Here is a 19,561-nt window from a genome sequence, read left to right on the forward strand (position 1 = left end):
GCGCGGCCGGGGCCCGGGATCGTCCTCCCGGGGGCCGCACGGTGGTACCGGCGTCCGCCGGGCGGGTTCCCCCGCCGTGTTGCGCGTCCGGGGGACGGGCGCGGGGACCCGTCAGCGGACGACGTCGAAGACCTGCTTCTGCAGGCCGTTGGCGTACGCCTCGTGCTCGACGAGCCTCAGTTTCTGGGTGTCCTTGTCCGTGGAGCTGAAGAGACGCTTGCCCGCGCCGAGCAGGAGCGGGAAGACGAGGAGGTGGTAGCGGTCGATCAGGCCGGCGTCGGACAGGGCCCGGTTCAGCGAGGCGCTGCCGTGCACGATGATCGGGCCGCCCTCGGCCGCCTTCAGCGCGGCGACCTCGTCGAGCGTGCGCAGGATCGTGGTCTCGCCCCAGTTCTCCACCAGATCGCCTTCGGTGAGGGTGGTGGAGACGACGTACTTCGGCATGGCCGCGTAGTCGGCGAAGTCCGCCATGTCCGGCCACACGGGGCTGAACGCCTCGTAGCTGACCCGGCCCATCAGCATCGCCGTGGCCTCCTTCTGTTCCCGGCCCTTGAGGTCGAACGCCTCGGGGAGGAACTCGACGTCCTTGAAGGTCCATCCGGCGTTCCGGTAGCCGGGCTCGCCGCCCGGCGCCTCCACGACGCCGTCGAGCGAGATGAAGGCGGTACTGATCAGGGTGCGCATCCGGGGTCCTCGGTGTCTCGTGTCCGGCGGGCTTCGGGTCGGGCCGGCACGCGCCGCGCCCGCGTTCGCGGTGGCCGTACCGGTCATGATCCATGACCGGGGATCACGAAGGAACTCATCGGTCGCCCCCCTTCTTCCCGGCGGCACCGGGCTTCCGGCCGTCCGGGGAAGCGGGGCCCGCGTCCGGGGCCGGGGCCGCCGGAGCGCTTCCGGGAACGGGAGAGGGCGGAACACGGAGGGCGAGGAGTGTGTGGTCTCCTCGCCCTCTTCAACGTATAGCGCACCGGGGGGCTTGCGGCAAGGCCCCCGGAAGGCCGCAGAATTGCTCGCTCAAGGCCGGGACCTGCGGAAACAGCGGGCCCGCGACGCGTGCGCGCCACCACCCCGAAAGGGCGGGGACGTGCGCGGGGCGGCCGGCCCGGACCCCTCTCGAACGGGCGTACCCATGCATGACGTGATCGTGGTCGGTGCCGGACCGACCGGCCTGATGCTGGCGGCCGAACTGCGGCTGGGCGGTGTGGACGTGGTCGTCCTGGAGCGGCTGGCCGAGCCGACCCGGGAGTCCCGGGGGCGCGGACTGCACACGCGCAGCGTCGAAATGATGGACCAGCGCGGCCTGCTGGACCGGTTCCTCGCCGCCGGTGAGAAGTTCCGGGTGGGCGGCCTCTTCGGCGGCATCACCGCACCCTGGCCGGACAGCCTCGACACGGCCCATCCGTACGGCCTGGCCGTTTCGCAGCCGGCCACCGAACGGCTGCTGAACGCACGCGCCCTGGAGCTCGGGGCCGAGGTCAGGCGCGGGTGCGAGGTGGTCGGCCTCGCGCAGGACGAGGACGGGGTGGACGTCGCCCTGGCCGACGGCACGCGGCTGCGCTCGCGCTACCTCGTGGGGTGCGACGGCGGTCGCAGCACGGTGCGCGGGCTGGCCGGCATCGGTTTCCCCGGCGAACCGGCCACGGTCGAGACGCTGCTCGGCGACATGGAGGCGACCGAGGACCCGGCGGTGATCGCCGCCGCCGTCGAGGAGGTCCGCAGGACCCAGCTCAGGTTCGGGGTCGTCCCCGACGTGGACGGCCACAAGGGGCTGTACCGCATCGTCGTGCCCGCCGACGGGGTGGCCGAGGACCGCACGGCCCCGCCCACCCTGGACGAGTTCAGGGAGCGGTTGCGGCACTTCGCGGGCACCGACTTCGGCGTGCGCGCGCCCCGCTGGCTCTCCCGCTTCGGCGACGCCACCCGGCAGGCCGAGCGCTACCGGTCCGGCCGGGTGCTGCTGGCCGGCGACGCGGCGCACATCCACCCGCCGACCGGCGGGCAGGGCCTCAACCTGGGGGTGCAGGACGCGTTCAACCTCGGCTGGAAGCTGGCCGCTGAGGTCGGCGGCCGGGCTCCGGACGGACTCCTCGACAGCTACCACACCGAGCGGCACCCGGTGGGCGCCGCCGTCCTGGACAACACGCGCGCGCAGATCACCCTCCTCGGCACCGGTCCGGGCGCGACCGCGCTGCGGGGACTGTTCTCGGAGCTGATGGCCTTCGAGGAGGTGAACCGGTACGTGACCGGCATGATCACGGCCGTGGAGGTCCGTTACGACGTCGGGGAGGGCCACGAGCTGCTCGGCCGGCGGATGCGGGACGTACGGCTGGGGCGGGGCCGCCTCTACGAGCTGACGCACGGGGCCCGGGGGCTGCTCCTGGACCGGACGGGACGGTTCTCCGCCGAGGGCTGGGCGGACCGGGTCGACCACGTCGTGGACGCCGAAGCGGAGCTGGACGTACCGGCGGTGCTGCTCCGTCCGGACGGGCACGTGGTGTGGGTCGGCGACGGCCGGTGCGGACCCGGCGAGGCGTTGGCCCGGTGGTTCGGGGCCCCCACCGGCTGAGTACGGGCACGGGGCGGTCGAGGTCGCGGGCACGGGGCGGTCGAGGTCGCGGGCACGGGCACGGGCACGGGCGGGCGCGGTACCGGGCGGACGGGTGCGGTACCGGTGGCGAATGGTTCGTCCCCGCGGGGGTACCCGCCGTTCTGAACCGGCCGGCCCCGTCCCCGACAGGAAGGGCGATCATGCTCCTCTGGACTCTTTCCGCCTCCCCGCAGCCCTCTCCGCTGGCCGCCGGGGGGTCTTCCTCGATGCTGTTCCCCGTGGTCGGGATCGTGGTGGCCGCCCTGCTGATCGGCGCGTTCTGGTGGGGTTCCCGGCGGGTGGCCCGGCGGAGGCAGCCCTCCCGGGTCGCGCAGCCGCCGGCCGCCGAGGCGAGGCGGGACTCCTGGCAGCCGCCCGCCGACTCCTCCGAGCAGGGGCGGGGCCGTTGAGGAGCGGAAGCGTGAGGACGCCGACGACGCCGACGACGCGCGGCGGAGCGGTGGTCGCGCCGGTGCGCCGGGGGTCGCGGGCCACCGGCGGCCCGCTCCCGGCAGGAGGGTGATCCCCGTGACCCAAGTGACCCCCTCCGTGGACGAGGGCACCCTCACCGCCGTCCGGGACGAACCGGCGGCACTGCCGCGGATGTACCGGCTCCCCGGGGTGTACGCGCCCCAGGGGGACACCGCGCTGCTGCTCGCGAGGCTGGCGCGGGAAGGAATCCCGCGCGGCGCCCGGTCGCTGGACCTGTGCACGGGAACGGGCGCCGTCGCCGTCGCCTCCGCCCTGCGCGGCACCCGGGCCACCGCCGTCGACATCTCGCGGGCCGCCGTGGCCACGGCCCGGCTCAACGCGCTCCGGTACCGCTGCCGGGTGCGGCTGTTCCGCGGAGACCTGGACGCCCCGGTGGCACGCGAACGCTTCGACCTGATCACGGTGAACCCGCCGTACGTGCCCTGCGAGGACCCGGCGCTCCCCGCGAGCGGGCCCCGGCGCGCGTGGGACGCGGGGACGGACGGGCGGCTGCTCCTGGACCGGGTCTGCGCCCGGGTGCCGGGGCTGCTGACCCCCACCGGGACCCTGCTCGTCGTCCAGTCCTCCCTCTCCGGGGTGACCGCCACCCTGGACGGGCTGCGCCGGGCCGGGCTGCGCGCCCGGGTGACCGACCGCCGCGTCCAGCCCTTCGGCCCGGTCATGTCCTCCCGCGAGGACTGGTTCGCCGCCCGGGGCCTCGTCCCGCCCGGCACGCGGACCGAGGAGCTGGTGGTGATCCGCGCGTCCCGCGCGTGACGTCCCCGCCCGCCGCCCGCGCATGGACGGGGACCGTGCGGGCAGCCGCGTACGAGAACGATCCGAGACCCGACAGGTGGTGTGTGGTGTCCCCTCTTCCGGACCCTCCGGACTCTCCGGACTTCCCGGACTCCCGGGATCTCCCGGACACGCGGTCCGGGGCCGTGCGGACGGGCGGCGGCTCCCCGCGGACCGGTCCGCCGCTCCTCAGGCCGCTCGACGACGGGCCGATGCTCGTGGAGGGGCCGGTGGACGTCCTCATGCCCGACGGGACGGTGCGGCACTGCGAGCGGCCCGTGGTCGCCCTGTGCATGTGCCGGCGGAGCCGGCGGGCGCCGTTCTGCGACACCAGCCACCGCCGCCGGGAACGGCGCTCCCGCCCGGCGGACGAACCGACGGAAGGCCGGCACCCATGACCACCGCCCCGCGGACCGCCCGCCCGGGCACCGGCGCCCCCGAGATGCCCGAAGCCCGCGGCGAGGTGTCGCGGGCGGTCCGGCGACGCCTGCGGGGAGACTCCGGAGGACTGCCGGACGGCCCGGACGTCGCGCGCCTCGACCCGTACGGCGAGGACCTGCACCTGGCCCTCCACCTCTGCTACGGCCTGCACCACCGGGGCTGGTCCGGGGTCGCGGACGCCCTCGAATGGGACCCCCACCTGCTGCGGACCCGCGCCCTCCTGGAGCACCGCTTCGAGAGCGCGCTGCGCCACGACTGCCACGACCGGCGGGACGTGGACGAGGAGCTGGGCGCCCTGCTCGTGGAGCCCGCCGAGGCCACCGGCGTCTCGGCCCACCTCGCCTCGCGGGGCGAACCGTGGCAGGTGCGCGAGTACGCGGCGCTCCGCTCCGTGACGCAGCTCCGGGAGGCCGACCCGTACCTGTGGGTCGTCCCCCGGCTGCGCGGCCGCGCCAAGGCGGCGATGGTCGCGATCGAGTACGACGAGTTCGGCTGCGGGCGCGCCGAGCACATGCACGAGCGGCTCTACGCGGACCTCATGGCGGACCTGGGCCTCGACCCGGAGTACGGCGGGTACGTCGAGGCGGTCGGCGCCGAGGCGCTGGCCGTCGCCAACCTGTCGTCCCTGTTCGGTCTGCACCGGCGGCTGCGCGGCGCCCTCGTGGGGCACTTCGCCGCTATCGAGGTGACCTCGCCGCCCGCGGCGGCCCGGCTCGTCACGGCCATGCGTCGGACGGGCGCGGGACCGGCGGCGGAGCGGTACTACGACGAGCACGTGGAGGCCGACGCGGTCCACGAGCAGTTGGTGCGCCGGGAGGTGGTGGGCGGCCTCCTGGAGGACGAACCGGACCTCGCGCCCGACGTCGCCTTCGGCATCGCGGCGACCGGGTTCCTGGAGGACCGGCTCGGCGCCCGGGTGCTGGACGCCTGGGCGGACGGCGGGAGCGCGCTCCGGACGCCCCTGGCGCCCTGAGGGCGGGATTCCCGGCGCCGGGCGCCCTCCTCGGGCAAGAGAGGGGGCCGTCCGTACGGACCCTTCCGGCTGTGTTCTAGCCGTTCCGGCCGTTCCGGCCGGCCGTCGCCACCGCGTCGGCCGTCCGCGACGGGCCCGCCGGGTCCTCCGCCTCCCAGCGCAGCAGGTCGCCCGGCTGGCAGTCGAGGGCGTCGCAGAGGGCGCCGAGCGTGGCGAAGCGCACCGCCTTGGCGCGGCCGTTCTTGAGGACGGCGAGGTTGGCCGGGGTGATGCCGACGCGTTCCGCGAGTTCGCCCGCGGACATCTTGCGGCGGGCCAGCATCACGTCGATGTCCACGACGATCGGCATCAGATCACCTCGGCGAGTTCGGCCCGCATGCGCGTCGCCTCCGCCTCGCGCTCGACGGCCTGGGCGAGCAGCGTCCGCAGCACGAGCACGATCAGGGCCACCCCCAGGACCGCGAGGCTCATCCCGCAGATCAGGAGGACGACGCCCGGGGCGACGGCCTCGCCGGGGGCCAGGAGGGCGGCGAACGCGAACACCAGGACGGCGCCGCACGCGAAGGCGCCCGTGACGACGTCCACGTACCGGAAGGCGGCGTGCGAGAACACCGTGCCGCGCCGCACCATCGTGACGAGCCGCCACACGCAGACCAGCACGGTCTGCGCCGTCAGCGCGCCCAGGACCAGGAGCACCGGAACCGAGGTGCGGAGGTGGGCGTACTCCGGCCTGAGCCCGTCCAGATCGGCGGCCAGCAGCGGCACCATCACCGCCTCCACGAAGACCGAACCGGCGAGCAGCACCCCGAGCACGGCTCGCAGGGCGAGCACCGTCCATCTCCCCATGACATCCCCTTCGATCGACTACCGATAACAAATTATCGAGAATCGATAGGTTCGGCAAGGGGGGCCCTGTCAGGGGTCGCGGCGGACGAGCAGAAGGGCGACATCGTCGGTGCGGCGCGCGGGGTCCTTCACGTGCCGGATCAGGCCGTCCGCGAGGGCCTCCAGGTCGTCGGGCCGGGACCGCGCGAGCCGGTCGGCCAGCTCCGCCGTGGCGACGCCGATGTCGGCGCCCGGCACCTCCACGAGTCCGTCGGTGTGCAGGGCGAGGACGGCGCCCGGCTCCCAGGACACCTCCGCGGTGGGGTACTCGACGTCCGGCGCGATCCCGAGGAGGAGACCCGGCGGGACCTCCAGGAGCCGGGTCGGGCCGTCCGGCGCGCGCAGGAGCGGCGGCGGGTGGCCCGCCGTGGCGAGCCGGAGCCGGTGGCGGGCGAGGTCGAGCGCGACGATCAGGCAACTGGTGAAGCGGTCCGGTTGCAGGTCGTTCAGGAGCTTGTTCGTGCGGGCCAGGATGTCGCCCGGGGAGGCGCCGGCCGTCGCGTGCGCGTGGACGGCGGTGCGCACCTGGCCCATGAGGACGGCGGCGTTGGTGTCGTGGCCCTGGACGTCGCCGATGACGGCGATCACGGTGTCGGGGGCGGCACGGATGAGGTCGTAGAAGTCGCCCCCGATGTCCATGCCGTGTCCGGCCGGCAGATAACGGGCGGTGGCCGCGATCCCCGGGAACGCGGTCAGACCGTGCGGGAGGAGGCCGGTCTGGAGACCGCGCGCGAGGGAGTGCTGGGCGTCGTAGAGGCGGGCCCGCGCGAGCGCCTGGGCGATCAGCCCCGCCAGGGAGGTCAGCAGCGCCCGCTCGGAACCCGGGAAAGGGCGCGGCCGGCCGTACGAGAGGATCAGGGAGCCCACCGGGCGGCCGGAGGCGATCAGCGGCAGGAACGCCCAGGCGGCACGGCCCTCGTAGCGCGGGGCGTGCGGATGGGCGCGGTACAGGTCCTCGGACGTGGGGAAGAAGAGGGGCACGCCGGTGGCGATGACCTGGGCGTCGGCGACCGGCGCCGTCAGGGGGGTGCCGTCGAAGCGGTCCACGAACTCCTGGCTGTAGCCGCGGTGGCCGATGATGCGCAGCCGCCCTTCGTCCACGCTCATCACGGCCAGGCCCTGCGGGCCGAAGGCGGGCACGATCTGGTCGGCGGCGAGGTCCACGACGTCGTGGACGCCGGCCGCCTCCGCCAGGGTCGCCGCCACGTGCATGAGGTGGTACACCGCCGTGGCGCCGACGGGCTCGGCGCGCCCGGGGTGCGGGACGGGCACGCCGGGCTCCCCCGCCCTCCCGGGCCCCCGGTCCGGGGAGTCCGGGGGGACCGGGAGAACCGGAAGGACCGGGGAGTCCGGAAGGGCCGGGGAGTCCGCCGCGCACGCTCCGGGCGCGACTCTCCCGTCTCCTCCCGCACCGCTCTCCCCCTCGCCGCCCTCTTCCGGCCTGCCGTCGCCCGTCCCGGCGTCACCCGTCACCCGGGTGACGTGGACGCTGATTCCGGTGATGTCCGGGTACAGCTCGAACAGGAGGCACGTCGACGGCCGCCGGGCGACGGTGAACGCCATCGGCCGCCGGGTGACCGCCGCCGCGCGGTAGCGGTCCTCGAAGACGGGGTCGTTCAGCCAGGGCAGCACCTCCCAGGGACGCCTGCCGAGCAGCGCCGCCGCGTCGGCGCCGACCAGTTCGGCGGCGGCGGAGTTGACGAAGGTGAGGCGTCCGTCGAGGTCCAGGGCACAGCATCCGACGGGCAGCCGTTCGGCGAAGCGGAAGGCGGACCGGGCCACGACGGGATCGACCTCGACGGGCCGTTCCGCGTGTACGAGGCGCGGCTCCGAGGGGTAGGGCACCGGCCCCCGTTCGGCCGCCCGGCGCAGCAGGCGGGCGGCCCGGCGCCCGCAGGCGTCGAGCGTCTCGCGCTCCTGCTCGTCGAGCTGGGGCGGGTGCCAGACCGGCCATAGCAGGACGATCCCGCCCCGTACCTCGGCGTCGTCGGCGATCGGGGCGGCGGCCAGCAGGAAGTCGTACGGCAGCATGATCCCCAGGCGCGGATAGCGGCGGGCGATCTCCTGCGGTCCCGCCAGCCACACGATCTCCCGGTCCCGCACGGCGTCGGCCACCGGGGACGGCGCGTCGAGCGCCACCCGGACCCACGGGGCCGCGATCCCCCGGGCGATGCCCGAGCCCAGCACCAGGCGCAGCATCCGCTCCCCCGGCGCCCGGAGGTACACAAGGCCGACCGAGGCCCCGGTGTCGCGCATCACGTCGACGAGGACGGCGTCCAGCCCCGCGCCGCTGAAGACGTCCTCGGCGTTCGTGCCCGCGGGCTCTCCCATACGCGGACCCTACGCCGGGCCGTTCCGGGACGCTCGGCAGGACCGGCCCCTCGCGGACCCGTCCGGACGTCCTCGCGGAAGGCCGTTGCGGACCGGGCCCCGGGGAAGGGGCCCGGGGACGAGGAAGGAGAGCGGGCCGAAGAGCCGGGACGGACCGAAGGGGGCCGCGGGCCCCGGTCGGAGACCCGCGGCCCCCTTCTTCCTTGTCCGGCGGTCCGGTCTTCCTTCTCCGGCGGTCCGGCGGTCCCTCAGCGGCGGCCGCGGACCAGCAGGTGGAGGAAGTACGGCGTGCCGATGACGGCCGTCATCATGCCGGCGCCGAGCTGGGCCGGCGCGATCACCGTCCGGCCCACCAGGTCCGCGGCGCAGACGAGCGCCGCACCGAGGAGGACCGCCACCGGCACTACGCGCACGTGACGGCGGCCCGCCAGGGCGCGGGCGGCGTGCGGGGCGACGAGCCCGACGAAGCCGATCGTGCCGGCGGCGGCCACGGCGGTGGCGCTGAGCAGGACGGCCAGGACCAGGAAGCCCAGGCGCCCGCGCCCGAGGTCGAGCCCGAGGAGCCGGGGGGTGTCCTCGTCGAGCGAGACCAGGTCGAGTTCCGTGCGCCGCAGGACGGCGACGGCCAGACCCGCCGTCAGGACCACCGCGAGGGGCACCGCGTCGGGCAGGGTCCGTCCGTAGGTGGAACCCGACAGCCAGGTGAGCGCCTTCGTGGCGTTGAACGGGTCGGTGAGCACGATGAGCAGGCTGATCAGCGCGGCGGTCGCGGTGGCGACGCCGAACCCGACGAGGACGAGCCGGTTCTGCTGGAACCCGTCGCGCGCGGCCAGGCCGAAGACGAGGGCGGAGCTGAGCGCGGCGCCCGCGAACGCGGCACCGGCCACGCCCCACGTGCCCGCCGACGGCACGGTGGTGACGAGGAGGACGGCGCCGAGCGCGGCGCCGCCGGAGACGCCGAGGGTGCCGGGTTCCGCGAGCGGGTTGCGGGTCACGGCCTGGACGAGCGTGCCGGCCAGGGCGAGCGCCGCGCCCGCGAGGAGCGCCGCGAGGACCCGGGGCACCCGGGTGTCGAGCACGAAGGAGACGGTCCGGCCCGCCCGGCCCAGGGCCCGGTTCACGACGTCGCCCAGGAGCAGCCCGGAGTCGCCGAGCAGGACGCCGGCCACGGCGACGCCGGCCACGGCGGCGACGAGCACGCCCGTGGTGACGAGGAAGACGGCCCGGCTCCTGATGCGCACCCGGTCGGGCGGCGCGGCCCCGGCGGTGTCCCGGGCCCCGGCGGCCATCACGATCAGGAAGACGGCACCGACGAGGCTGGTGACGACGCCGGTCGGCACGGCGACGGCGGTGTCCGGGGGGACGACGGCACGCAGCAGCACGTCCGAGCCGAGGACGAGGGCGGCGCCGGTGAGGCCCGTGACCGGCAGGCCCGTACGGGAGCGGTGGAGCCGCCGGGCCCGGCGGGCCAGGCCGCGGACGAGCGCGGGGGCGCACAGGCCGACGAAGCCGATCGGTCCGGCGAGCGTGACCGCCGCCGCCGAGAGGAGGGCGGCGAGGACGACGGCGGTGATCCGGGTGGTGCGGACCGGGACGCCGAGGCCGCGGGCCGCGTCGTCGCCGAGGGCGAGGGCGTCGACCCGGCGGGCGACGAGGAGCAGTCCGGCGAGCCCGGCGAGGACGACGGGCGCCATCCGCAGGACGGCGTCGAAGCCGCTCTGCGAGATGCCGCCCTGGTTCCACTGGTAGAGGCCCTCCGTCTCCTTCGGGAACAGCAGGAGCAGTCCCTGGGTGACGGCGGTGACGCCGAGGGTGAGGGCGCTGCCGGCGAGGACGAGCCGGACGGTGCCCGCGCCGAGTCCGGAGAGGCCGAGGACGACGGCCGCCGCGAGCAGACCGCCGGCGAAGGCGACTCCCGAGGTGGCGAAGAGCGGGAGCGAGACGCCGGTGACGGCGGTGAGGCCGAGGGCCAGGTAGGAGCCCGCGTTCACCGCGAGGGTGTCCGGCGAGGCGATGACGTTGCGGCTGACGGCCTGGAGGGCGGAGCCCGCCATGCCGAGGGCGGCGCCGACGAGCAGTCCGGCGACCGCCCTCGGCAGCCGGGAGGCGATGACGACGGACGCGTCGGCCCGGTCGGCCCGGCCGGTGAGCGCCTTCACGACCTCGGCGGCACCGACGTCGGCCGTGCCCTGGGTGAGGTCGACGAGGGCGAGGCCCGCGACGAGGAGGACCAGTGCGGCCGTCACCGCGGCCGCGCCCGTCCGGGACGCGGCCGCCGTCGGACGGGGGGCGGGGGTGGTGGCGGTGACGGCCATGGTGTTACTTCGTCAGCTCCCCGACCACCGCGTCGGCGTACTTGCCCATCGACGCGGGTCCGCCGAACATCCAGATGCCGTCGGGCAGGCGGTGGACGTTGCCCTTCTTGACGAACGGCAGCGAGGTCCACACCTTGTCCTCGGCGAGGACGCCGGTGAAGGGGTTGCTGTTCGGGTCCTGGTCGTTGCCGACGTAGGCGAAGTGCACGTCGCCGAGCCGGGTGAGGCCCTCGACATCGGTCTTGCCGAGGCCGTAGGCCGGGTCGCCCTCGACGGTCCAGGCGTTCCTCAGGCCGAGCCTCTCGTTGACGGCGCCGATGAGGGAGCCGCCGGTGTAGGGCCGCAAGGAGACCTGCTGGGAGACGAGGTAGCCGTCGGCGAAGGCGTACTTCGCGCCGGCGAGGCCGGCGGCGGCGAGCTTCTTCCGGCCGTCCTCGATCGTGGCGTCGAGGTCCTTCACGAGCTTGCCGGCCCGCTCGGTGGTGCCGGTGGCCCGGGCGAGGAGGTTCAGGTTCTCGGTCATCCGGCCGATCGGGTCGGAGGCGTCGGCGGCCTTCAGCTCCAGGACGGGCGCGACCTTGCGCAACTGCCGCACGGCGGCCGGCGGCAGGTCACCGGTGGCGACGACGAGGTCCGGTGCGAGGGCGGCGACGGCCTCCACGCTCGGCTCGCCGCGGGTGCCGATGTCCTTGGGGTCGTTCTTCAGCGGGGCGGCGGTGTTCCACGTCCCGTAGCCCTTGACGTCCGCGACGCCGACGGGGTCGACGCCGAGGGAGACCAGGCTCTCCACGACGTTCCACTCGGTGCCGACGACCTTCTTGGCGGGGCCGTCGAGGACGACTTCGACGCCTTTGGAGTCGGTGAGGGTGATGCGCTCGGCCGCCTTGTCCGCCTTCTTCTCGGCGGCGGGTTCGGTGGTGCCGCAGGCGCTCAGGGCGAGGACCGCGGCGGCGGCGGTCGCGGTGAGGAGGAGGCGCTTCATGAGGGGCCGGTGAGCCTTTCGTTTCGCGTGTGGTGCCGGCCGACGGCACGGGTGCGCGGCCGGCCGGTCAGGGGGTCGGTGTCGACTTCGACGCGGATGCCGTACGTCTCGGTCAGGCGCGGGCCCGTGAGGACGTCCCGCGGGGCGCCGTCGGCGACGACCCGTCCCGCGCGGAGCAGGACGATCCGGTCGGCGACGGCCGCGGCCTGGTCGAGGTCGTGCAGGACGGCGCCGACGGCGATGCCGTGGTCGTCCGCCAGATCGCGGATCAGGTCCAGGAGTTCGACCTGGTAGCGCAGGTCGAGGTAGGTGGTGGGCTCGTCCAGGAGCAGGACGCCGGTCTCCTGGGCGAGGCAGCCGGCGAGCCAGACCCGCTGGAGCTGCCCGCCGGACAGGTGCTCGGCGCCCCGGTCGGCGAGTTCGGCGACTCCGGTGAGGGCGAGCGCGCGGTCCACGGCGGCCCGGCCTCCCGGGTCCGTCCTCCCCCAGCGGCCCCGGTGGGGGTGGCGGCCGAACTCCACGACGTCCCGTACGGTCAGGCCGCCGGGGGTGGGGCGTCCCTGGGTGAGCAGGGCGACGCGGCGGGAGAACGCGCGGGGGGACAGGGCGAGGCCGTCCGTGTCCCCGTCGATGACGAGCGTGGCGGTCCGGGGCCGCTGCAGGCGCGAGACCGTGCGCAGGAGCGTCGACTTCCCGCTGCCGTTGGGGCCGACCAGGACGGTGACCCGGCCGGGCCGCAGCGTCAGGGCCGCGTCGTGGACGACGTCGGTGCCCCCGTACGCCACGGTGACTCCCGTGGCCGACAGTTCATGGCCGCGGGGTCCCCCGGCCTCGGTTCTCTCTTCAGCGGCTCGCACGGGCTTAGGTTAGCCTAACCTAAGCATGAGTCAAACCACGGCTCCCCTCGGCAATCAAGGTGGGAATCGGCCGTTCCGATGACATCGCGGCCGCGGCGGGTAGGGAGCCTCCGGAAAGGACACCGCCTTCCGGACGGAGCGGATCGATCATGTGCACTGCCGAGGACTACCCCGCCCGCACCGCGCCCGGGACGCGCACCGTGGCGGGGCTCGACGCGCGCCTCGTACGGTGCCGGGCCTGCCCGCGCCTCGTGGCGTGGCGGGAGGAGACCGCCCGGGTGAAGCGGGCCGCGTTCCGGGAGCAGGAGTACTGGGGGCGGCCGGTGCCCGGGTACGGCCCGCCGGACGCCGGGATGCTGATCACCGGCCTCGCCCCCGCCGCGCACGGCGGGAACCGGACCGGCCGGATGTTCACCGGCGACCGGGCCGGCGACCTGCTGTACGCGACGCTGTACGAACTCGGCCTGGCCTCGCGGGAGACGGTCACGGGCCCGGAGGACGGCCTCGAACTGTACGGGGTCAGGGTCACGGCGCCCGTGCACTGCGCGCCGCCCGGCAACAGCCCCACGCCCGCCGAGCGCGACACCTGCCGCCCGTGGCTGGCCCGGGAGGCGCGACTGCTGCGCCCGACGCTGCGGTCCGTCGTCGTGCTGGGCGGCTTCGGCTGGCAGGCCGCGCTGCCGGCCCTCACCCGGGCCGGCTGGATCGCGCCCGTGCCGCGCCCGAAGTTCGGGCACGGCGCGCGGACGGTCCTGGCACCGGAGGGCGGAACGGGCAGCGCGCTCACGGTGTTCGGCTGCTACCACGTCAGCCAGCGCAACGTCTTCACCGGCCGGCTCACCCGGGGCATGCTGCGCGAGGTGCTGGCCGAGGCGGCGCACACGGCCGGCCTTCCGGTCGACCCGCCCGCGCCCGGCTGACCGGCGCCGCGCGGAGGGGGGACACGGCACCCGCCGGTACCGTACGGACGGCCGTGCCCCCCGCCGACGGGGTCAGACGTCCTGGACGCGCCGGAAGGGACGGTCCGCCTCCAGGGCGAACGCGACCTCCAGGAGTGTCCGTTCGCTCCCCGGCCGCCCGGCGAACATGACGCCCACGGGCAGCCCGTCCTCCGTCGCGCCGAGGGGCAGCGAGATCGACGGGGTACCGACGACGTTGTCGATCGGCGTGAACGCGACGTACGCGAGGATCCGCTCGATCAGCGCCGGGTACGGAACGTCCGGCCCGAGGTGGCCGATCCGGGGCGTGGTGTGGGCGAGCACGGGGGAGAGCACGAGATCGAGGCCGCGGAACGCCGCCGCGTACGCCTCCCGCGTACGCCTCAGCCTCCGCAGGACGCCCGGGGTCCGGCGCCAGTTCTCCAGGTAGGTGGCGCGCAGCCCCTGGCTGAGGGCGTCCATGCGGCGCCGGTCGAAGTCGGCTCCGAGGGTGCGGCCCGTGGCGCCGAGGAGGAACGACAGGAACCCCCAGTAGGTGAGGAAGTCGTCGGTGAAACGCGGGTCCACGGGGATCTCCACCGGTTCCACGGCGTGGCCGAGCCGTTCGAGCCGCGCCGCGGTCTCCGCGACGGCGGCCCGGGTCGCGCCGTCGGAGGGGACACCGGTCGGCGAGTCCAGGAGGAAACCGACGCGCAGCCGGCGGTCCGAGGGGCCCTCCACCAGTCCCAGGGGCGGCAGTTCCGGGTTGCGCCAGTGCGTCTCGGCGGCGGCGAGGAAGGCGGCGGAGTCCCGCACGGAGCGGCTGACGATGCCGTCGGAGACGATGTCGAGCGGGAGTTGGCGGCTCTGGGCGCTCGGCACGACCCGGCCGCGGCTCGGCTTCAGCCCGACGAGTCCGCAGCAGGCGGCGGGGATGCGGATGGAACCGCCGCCGTCGTTGGCGTGGGCGATCGGCACCGCCCCGGCGGCCACGAGCGCCGCGCTGCCGCCCGACGAACCGCCCGCCGAGCGGCCGGTGTCCCAGGGGTTGCGGACGGGCTCGGCGCCCTCGTACTCCGTGGAGGGGCTGAAGCCGAACTCGGGCAGCCTGGTCTTGCCGAGGACGGTGACGCCGCTGCTGAGGAACTGCCGGGTGAAGGCCGCGTGCCGGCGGGCGGGCCGGGGGGTGAAGGCCGCGCTGCCGTGGCCGGTGGGCAGCCCCCGGTAGTCGGTGTTGTCCTTGACGAAGGACGGCACTCCGGCGAAGAGGCCCGTTCCCGGCCCGGGGACCGGGGGTTCGGCGTACACCTGGACCGCGTGGAGCCGCTCCTCGACGGTCCGCACCCGTTCGGCCGCGTCCCGGGCCGCCTCGGCGGCGCTCACCTCGCCCCGCCGGATCGCCGCCGCGAGGCCCACCGCGTCGTGGTCCCCCAGGGCGTCGTCCCGGAAGGCGTGCACCGTGGTCCGTTCCTCGAAAGTCGTCACCGCTGCCCCAGTCCCCGTGCCGTGTGGTCGCTTGGCCGCCATCATCGCGTACCCGCGGGTAACAGGCGAGGGCCGGAAGGGATGAGGTCTCTCTTCCGTCGCTCCTCCGCAGAGCTCGTACCGAGACCGACGGGCCGCGCGGACGGCGGGCGCCGGGCGGTACGGACGCCGCACCGTCCGGGCCCTCCGGGGCCGCGCGGGGCGCCCACGGGCGGCCCCGGACCGTTCATCCCCGCGCGGAGAGCACGGCGCAGAGCGCCGCCGCCCCCTCCAGAAGGGCCCGGGACCGGGCGGTGACACCGGCCTCCCTGGCGGTCAGTGCCGCGACGACCTCCTCCGACCGGCGGGCGCGGCGCAACTCCGGCATGAGGGCCCGGAGCGGCGCGACGCGGTAGCCGGCCAGGCGCAGCTGATGGACGATCCGGGCGTCCCGCACCTGCGCCGGGGTGTAGCGCCGCGTTCCGCGCACGGGGTCGCGGTCCGGGACGACGAGGGCCTCCGCGTCCCAGTGCCGAAGGGTCGAGGGGCGCACACCGAGGGCGGCGGCGAGTTCGGAGACGCCCATCGAGTCCGACGCGCGCACGTCCTCGATCGGCTCCCCGGAGATCGCGCGGGCGGCCTCCCGCGCCCGTGCCAGCTCCCCCCGCTCCGCGTCGAGCCGGGCGTGCGCCGCGTCGAGGAGGGCGAGCGCCTGCGGGACGGGCGACCGGTGGAAGGCCCGGACGATCTTCTTGGCCTCCACCGGTCCCACGCCCGCGGCGAGGGCCCGGTAGGCCCGCGCGGCCCGCAGATGGGCCTCCCCGTAGATCCGGTGTCCCGCGTCCGTGCGCGTCGTGGGCGGAAGCACGCCGTCGCGTTCCAGGTTCCGGACCTGCTGGACGGAGTACCCGACGCGTCGCGCGATGTCGGCGGTGCGCATACCGCCGGAATGGAGACCTTTCACCCCCGCACCCCCCTGCCTTCGGCCGCTTCGGCCCCGAAGTCTCCACAAGCACGTGAATGCCACGCTGGAGCACATGACCATCGACGAGATTATCGACTTCGTGGGCGGCCTCGACGGCGTCCTGACCCTCAGGCCCGCCCCCGGCGACGGCACGCCGGAGATCAGCTGGGGCGACGCATTCTTCTTCTACGCGCCCGACGGCTCGGTTCCGGCGACGACCCAGCCGTTCGCGACCGTCGTGACCAAGGACTACCCCGGCGACGGGACCTCGCGCCTGGACCGGCCGGGCGTCTTCCGCGTGAACATCGCCGCCGGGAGGGAGGAGTTCGTCCGGTGGACCGGTCGCGCGCCCCGCGAACCGGCTCCCGCCGGGGTCGACCACGGGGCCGCCGACACCGTGTTCGCACACCCCGTCCACGGCACCGCCGGCTGGCTCGCGGTGGTGAACCCGGGCGAGCGCACCGGGGAGGCGACCCGTGAGCTGTTGCGCGTGGCCCACCGTCTCGCGCGCTCGCGCCACGAGCGGCGCGCCGGTTCGGCGGCACCCTGAGGGTTTCCCGGCCCGGGGCGGCTCCGCACCGCTGCCGCGCCCGCCCGCCTGCCCGCCGGCCGGGTAGTCTGACCGGTCGTGCGGTACGAAGAAGTCCCGGGTCATCCGGGAGTGGTGACGGCCGGCGTGTCGGAGGTCGCGGCCCCGGCGCGCGCGCTCGCGTCCGTGCTCGACGACGACGAACGCGACCGGGCCGCCCGTTTCCGGTCCCCGGTGGACGCGGACCGGCACCGGGTCGCCCATGTGCTGCTCCGTCTCGCCCTCGGCCGCCACGTGGGCGAGCCGCCCGAACGGCTCGTCTTCCTCCGGCGGGCGTGCGCCGGCTGCGGCGGGCCGCACGGCAAGCCGTACCTCCGGGGCCACGACGTGCACTTCTCGCTCTCCCACTCCGGGGACCGCGCCCTGGTGGCGATCGCCCCGGTGCCGGTCGGCGTGGACGTCGAGGCCGTTCCGGCGGGCGCCGCGGTGCGGGACGTGGCGAGCGTCCTCCACCCGCGCGAGCGGGCGGAGCTGGACGCCCTGCCGGCCGCCGCGCGCCCGGCCGCGCTGGCGCGCTGCTGGTCCCGCAAGGAGGCCGCGCTGAAGGCCACGGGCACGGGCCTGGCGCTGGGGGCCGCCGAACCGTACGTGGGCACGGCCGCCCGGCCCGCCCCGGTCCCCGGCATCCGGCTCGTCGATCTGCCTCCGTTCGAGGGCCATGCCGCCGCCCTCGCCCTGCTCACCCGGCCCGGGACCGCCTGACGCCCGCCGGAGCCCCGCCGCCCGCAGGGCGTCCCGGCGCCGGACCCCCTTCACCCCGGGTCGTCGCCCGACGACGTTCCGTCAACCGCCCGCATGGATTCCCCGGTCGTGGGAACTCGGCGGAGGGGGATGTCCGGGGGGCGCACGACGGAGAGTGAGACATGGCATCTGAAATGTCACGGGCCTCTGTTCCGGGCCCCGGGGAACCGACGATCACCACCGCCGTACCGGCCCGTCTCGACCGCCTCCCGTGGTCCCGATGGCACTGGATGATCGTGATCGGCCTCGGCACCGTCTGGATCCTGGACGGCCTCGAGGTCACGATCGTCGGCAACGTCGCGGGACGCATCGCCGAGGACGGCAGCGGCCTGGACATCACCTCGGGGCAGATCACCGGCATCGCCGCGGCCCTGTACGTGGCGGGCGCCTGTTCCGGAGCGCTGTTCTTCGGCTGGCTGACCGACCGCTACGGCCGCAAGCGCCTGTTCATGGTGACGCTGCTCGTCTACCTGTCCGCGACCGCGCTGACGGCGCTGTCGTTCGAGTCCTGGTGGTTCTTCCTCTTCCGGTTCCTCACCGGTTTCGGCATCGGCGGCGAGTACGCGGCCGTCAACTCCGCCATCGACGAGCTGATCCCGTCGCACTACCGCGGCCGGGTCGACCTCATCATCAACGGAAGCTACTGGCTGGGCGCGGTCGGCGGTTCCCTGCTGTCCGTGGTGATGCTGGACACCGACATCTTCCCGAAGGACCTCGGCTGGCGGCTCAGCTTCGCCCTCGGTGTCGTCCTGGGCCTGGTCGTCCTGCTCGTACGCCGGCACGTCCCGGAGAGTCCGCGGTGGCAGTTCATCCACGGCTACGGCGACGATGCCGACCGGCTCGTCGGCTCCGTCGAGAAGGAGATCGAGCAGGAGAAGGGGGTCCGGCTGCCCCCGCCGGACCGCGAGATCACCATCCACCAGCGCAAGAGCATCGGCTTCGGCCTGATCGCCAGGACGGTGTTCCGCTCCTACCCGCGCCGGGCGGTCCTCGGGCTCTCGCTCTTCATCGGCCAGGCGTTCCTCTACAACGCCATCACGTTCGGCTTCGGCGCCATCCTGATCACGTTCTTCGACGTGCCCACGGGCCACACCGGCTACTACTTCGCGGTGATCGCCGCGGGCAACTTCCTGGGTCCGCTGCTGCTCGGCAAGCTCTTCGACACGGTGGGCCGCCGGATCATGATCTCCTCGACGTACCTGCTCTCCGGTATCCTCCTGTTCGGCACCGCGTGGCTCTTCGACCGCGGTTCGCTGACGGCCACGACGATGACGGCGTGCTGGTGCGTGGTGCTGTTCTTCGCGTCGGCGGGCGCGTCCAGCGCCTATCTGACCGTCTCCGAGATCTTCCCCATGGAGACCCGTGCGATGGCCATCGCCTTCTTCTACGCCCTCGGCACGGCGGCGGGCGGCATCAGCGGACCCCTGATCTTCGCGGACCTCACCGAGTCGGGCGTCGTCGGAGACACGGTCCTCGCCTTCCAGATCGGCGCCGGCCTGATGTGTGCCGCCGGTCTCGTCGCCGCCTTCCTGGCGGTCAACGCCGAACGCCGCTCCCTGGAGGACATCGCGGAGCCCCTGTCGACGGCGGGGGCGGCCTCGGGGGCGGAGAGCCCGCAGAAGTCCACCCCGACCGCCTGACCGGGCCCTTCCGGCCGCGTGACCGGGGTTTCCCGGCCGCGCGGCCGGACCGTCGCGCACGGAATCCGCCCGGGACCGCGGCCGGCGACGTTTGAAGCGGCCGATTTCGCGTAAACGCGGGATAAGGAACCGAACGACGCACCCCGAGGAGACGGGACCATGGGAATCATCGCCTGGATCATCATCGGACTGCTGGCCGGCCTCATCGCCAAGGCCCTGACGCCGGGCCGCGACCCGGGGGGCATCGTCATCACCACGCTGCTGGGCATCGCGGGCGGTCTCCTCGGCGGATGGCTCGGCAAGGTCATCTTCGGGGTCGACTCCGTCGACGGCTTCTTCGAGCTGTCCACCTGGATAGCCGCCATCATCGGCTCGGTCATCCTGCTGCTGCTCTACCGTCTCTTCACCGGTGGCCGCTCGCGTCGCGCGTAATGGCGTGACGCCCCGGTCACCCGGCCCCGTACCGGCCCCGCACGGCCCCGCACCCGGCGAGAACCGGGAGCGGGGCCGACGCGTGTCCGGGGGCCGCCCGCCCGGCGTCCCGGAAACCCGCCCGGACCCGTTCCGGAAACCCGGCGGATTTCCGTTGTCGGCCCGCCCTCCGGCGCT

General features: G+C 74.9%; 19 protein-coding genes. 10 read left to right on the top strand and 9 right to left on the bottom strand.

The genetic code is table 11. From position 1 onward, the window contains the following. Positions 1 to 111: 111 nt before the first annotated feature. A complete protein-coding gene (locus tag ACZ6AQ_RS10615) occupies positions 112 to 684 on the bottom strand; it encodes a dihydrofolate reductase family protein (RefSeq protein WP_468759055.1) in 573 nt (190 codons plus the stop codon). 445 nt (positions 685 to 1,129) lie between these two features. Here ACZ6AQ_RS10615 and rox point away from each other — a divergent pair, with 445 nt between their 5' ends. The 5 genes from rox to ACZ6AQ_RS10640 all read left to right on the top strand — a co-directional run bounded on the left by rox (position 1,130) and on the right by ACZ6AQ_RS10640 (position 5,267). After that, the gene (gene rox, locus ACZ6AQ_RS10620) at positions 1,130 to 2,566 is read left to right on the top strand and encodes a rifampin monooxygenase (RefSeq protein WP_468759057.1); all 1,437 of its coding nucleotides are present in this window, start codon (positions 1,130 to 1,132) and stop codon (positions 2,564 to 2,566) included. 182 nt (positions 2,567 to 2,748) lie between these two features. Continuing rightward, positions 2,749 to 2,997, top strand: a complete 249-nt coding sequence (locus ACZ6AQ_RS10625) for a DUF6479 family protein (protein ID WP_468759059.1) — start codon at positions 2,749 to 2,751, stop codon at positions 2,995 to 2,997. A 193-nt stretch (positions 2,998 to 3,190) separates the two neighbouring features. Continuing rightward, on the top strand, positions 3,191 to 3,835 hold the full coding sequence (locus ACZ6AQ_RS10630; protein WP_468759268.1) for a HemK2/MTQ2 family protein methyltransferase: 645 nt from the start codon (positions 3,191 to 3,193) through the stop codon (positions 3,833 to 3,835). 230 nt (positions 3,836 to 4,065) lie between these two features. Continuing rightward, on the top strand, positions 4,066 to 4,251 hold the full coding sequence (locus tag ACZ6AQ_RS10635; RefSeq protein ID WP_468759270.1) for a CDGSH iron-sulfur domain-containing protein: 186 nt from the start codon (positions 4,066 to 4,068) through the stop codon (positions 4,249 to 4,251). Then, positions 4,248 to 5,267, top strand: coding sequence for an iron-containing redox enzyme family protein (locus tag ACZ6AQ_RS10640; RefSeq protein ID WP_468759061.1), 1,020 nt, complete (start codon positions 4,248 to 4,250; stop codon positions 5,265 to 5,267). Before ACZ6AQ_RS10635 ends, ACZ6AQ_RS10640 begins: the two co-directional genes overlap by 4 nt. Positions 5,268 to 5,343: 76 nt before the next feature. Here the strand turns inward: ACZ6AQ_RS10640 and ACZ6AQ_RS10645 are convergent, their stop codons facing one another. The 6 genes from ACZ6AQ_RS10645 to ACZ6AQ_RS10670 all read right to left on the bottom strand — a co-directional run bounded on the left by ACZ6AQ_RS10645 (position 5,344) and on the right by ACZ6AQ_RS10670 (position 12,637). Further along, positions 5,344 to 5,616 carry a helix-turn-helix domain-containing protein gene (locus ACZ6AQ_RS10645; protein WP_468759063.1) on the bottom strand — a complete coding sequence of 91 codons (273 nt, stop codon included), beginning with the start codon at positions 5,614 to 5,616 and terminating at the stop codon, positions 5,344 to 5,346. Beyond that, a complete protein-coding gene (locus tag ACZ6AQ_RS10650; RefSeq protein WP_468759064.1) occupies positions 5,616 to 6,113 on the bottom strand; it encodes a DUF2975 domain-containing protein in 498 nt (165 codons plus the stop codon). The genes ACZ6AQ_RS10645 and ACZ6AQ_RS10650 overlap by 1 nt, the downstream gene beginning before the upstream one ends. Before the next feature lie 69 nt (positions 6,114 to 6,182). Then, positions 6,183 to 8,483 carry a SpoIIE family protein phosphatase gene (locus ACZ6AQ_RS10655; protein ID WP_468759065.1) on the bottom strand — a complete coding sequence of 767 codons (2,301 nt, stop codon included), beginning with the start codon at positions 8,481 to 8,483 and terminating at the stop codon, positions 6,183 to 6,185. Between the two features lie 248 nt (positions 8,484 to 8,731). Next, positions 8,732 to 10,798 (bottom strand): iron ABC transporter permease, encoded by a 2,067-nt coding sequence (locus ACZ6AQ_RS10660; protein ID WP_468759067.1) that lies wholly within the window; start codon positions 10,796 to 10,798, stop codon positions 8,732 to 8,734. A 4-nt stretch (positions 10,799 to 10,802) separates the two neighbouring features. Continuing rightward, positions 10,803 to 11,780 carry an iron-siderophore ABC transporter substrate-binding protein gene (locus tag ACZ6AQ_RS10665; protein WP_468759069.1) on the bottom strand — a complete coding sequence of 326 codons (978 nt, stop codon included), beginning with the start codon at positions 11,778 to 11,780 and terminating at the stop codon, positions 10,803 to 10,805. Continuing rightward, complete coding sequence (locus ACZ6AQ_RS10670; protein ID WP_468759071.1) at positions 11,777 to 12,637, bottom strand: ABC transporter ATP-binding protein; 861 nt, start codon at positions 12,635 to 12,637, stop codon at positions 11,777 to 11,779. The genes ACZ6AQ_RS10665 and ACZ6AQ_RS10670 overlap by 4 nt, the downstream gene beginning before the upstream one ends. 149 nt (positions 12,638 to 12,786) lie before the next feature. Here ACZ6AQ_RS10670 and ACZ6AQ_RS10675 point away from each other — a divergent pair, with 149 nt between their 5' ends. Beyond that, positions 12,787 to 13,557 carry a uracil-DNA glycosylase gene (locus ACZ6AQ_RS10675; RefSeq protein WP_468759072.1) on the top strand — a complete coding sequence of 257 codons (771 nt, stop codon included), beginning with the start codon at positions 12,787 to 12,789 and terminating at the stop codon, positions 13,555 to 13,557. 72 nt (positions 13,558 to 13,629) lie between these two features. Here ACZ6AQ_RS10675 and ACZ6AQ_RS10680 read toward each other — a convergent pair whose 3' ends face one another. Continuing rightward, a complete protein-coding gene (locus ACZ6AQ_RS10680; RefSeq protein WP_468759073.1) occupies positions 13,630 to 15,039 on the bottom strand; it encodes an amidase in 1,410 nt (469 codons plus the stop codon). A gap of 226 nt (positions 15,040 to 15,265) precedes the next feature. After that, positions 15,266 to 15,958: a MerR family transcriptional regulator gene (locus tag ACZ6AQ_RS10685; protein WP_468759075.1), complete on the bottom strand. Its 693-nt coding sequence runs from the start codon at positions 15,956 to 15,958 to the stop codon at positions 15,266 to 15,268. Between the two features lie 97 nt (positions 15,959 to 16,055). Between ACZ6AQ_RS10685 and ACZ6AQ_RS10690 the strand changes: the two genes are divergently transcribed. From ACZ6AQ_RS10690 to ACZ6AQ_RS10705, 4 genes are all read left to right on the top strand, one after another. Continuing rightward, complete coding sequence (locus ACZ6AQ_RS10690) at positions 16,056 to 16,532, top strand: DUF6194 family protein (RefSeq protein ID WP_468759077.1); 477 nt, start codon at positions 16,056 to 16,058, stop codon at positions 16,530 to 16,532. A 78-nt stretch (positions 16,533 to 16,610) separates the two neighbouring features. After that, complete coding sequence (locus tag ACZ6AQ_RS10695) at positions 16,611 to 17,273, top strand: 4'-phosphopantetheinyl transferase family protein (protein ID WP_468759079.1); 663 nt, start codon at positions 16,611 to 16,613, stop codon at positions 17,271 to 17,273. 161 nt (positions 17,274 to 17,434) lie between these two features. Continuing rightward, the gene (locus tag ACZ6AQ_RS10700; protein WP_468759081.1) at positions 17,435 to 18,952 is read left to right on the top strand and encodes an MFS transporter; all 1,518 of its coding nucleotides are present in this window, start codon (positions 17,435 to 17,437) and stop codon (positions 18,950 to 18,952) included. Positions 18,953 to 19,111: 159 nt separating this feature from the next. Further along, the gene (locus tag ACZ6AQ_RS10705) at positions 19,112 to 19,384 is read left to right on the top strand and encodes a GlsB/YeaQ/YmgE family stress response membrane protein (RefSeq protein ID WP_468759083.1); all 273 of its coding nucleotides are present in this window, start codon (positions 19,112 to 19,114) and stop codon (positions 19,382 to 19,384) included. Positions 19,385 to 19,561 lie beyond the last annotated feature (177 nt).

It is taken from the genome of Streptomyces sp. NPDC041191 (assembly GCF_055591945.1).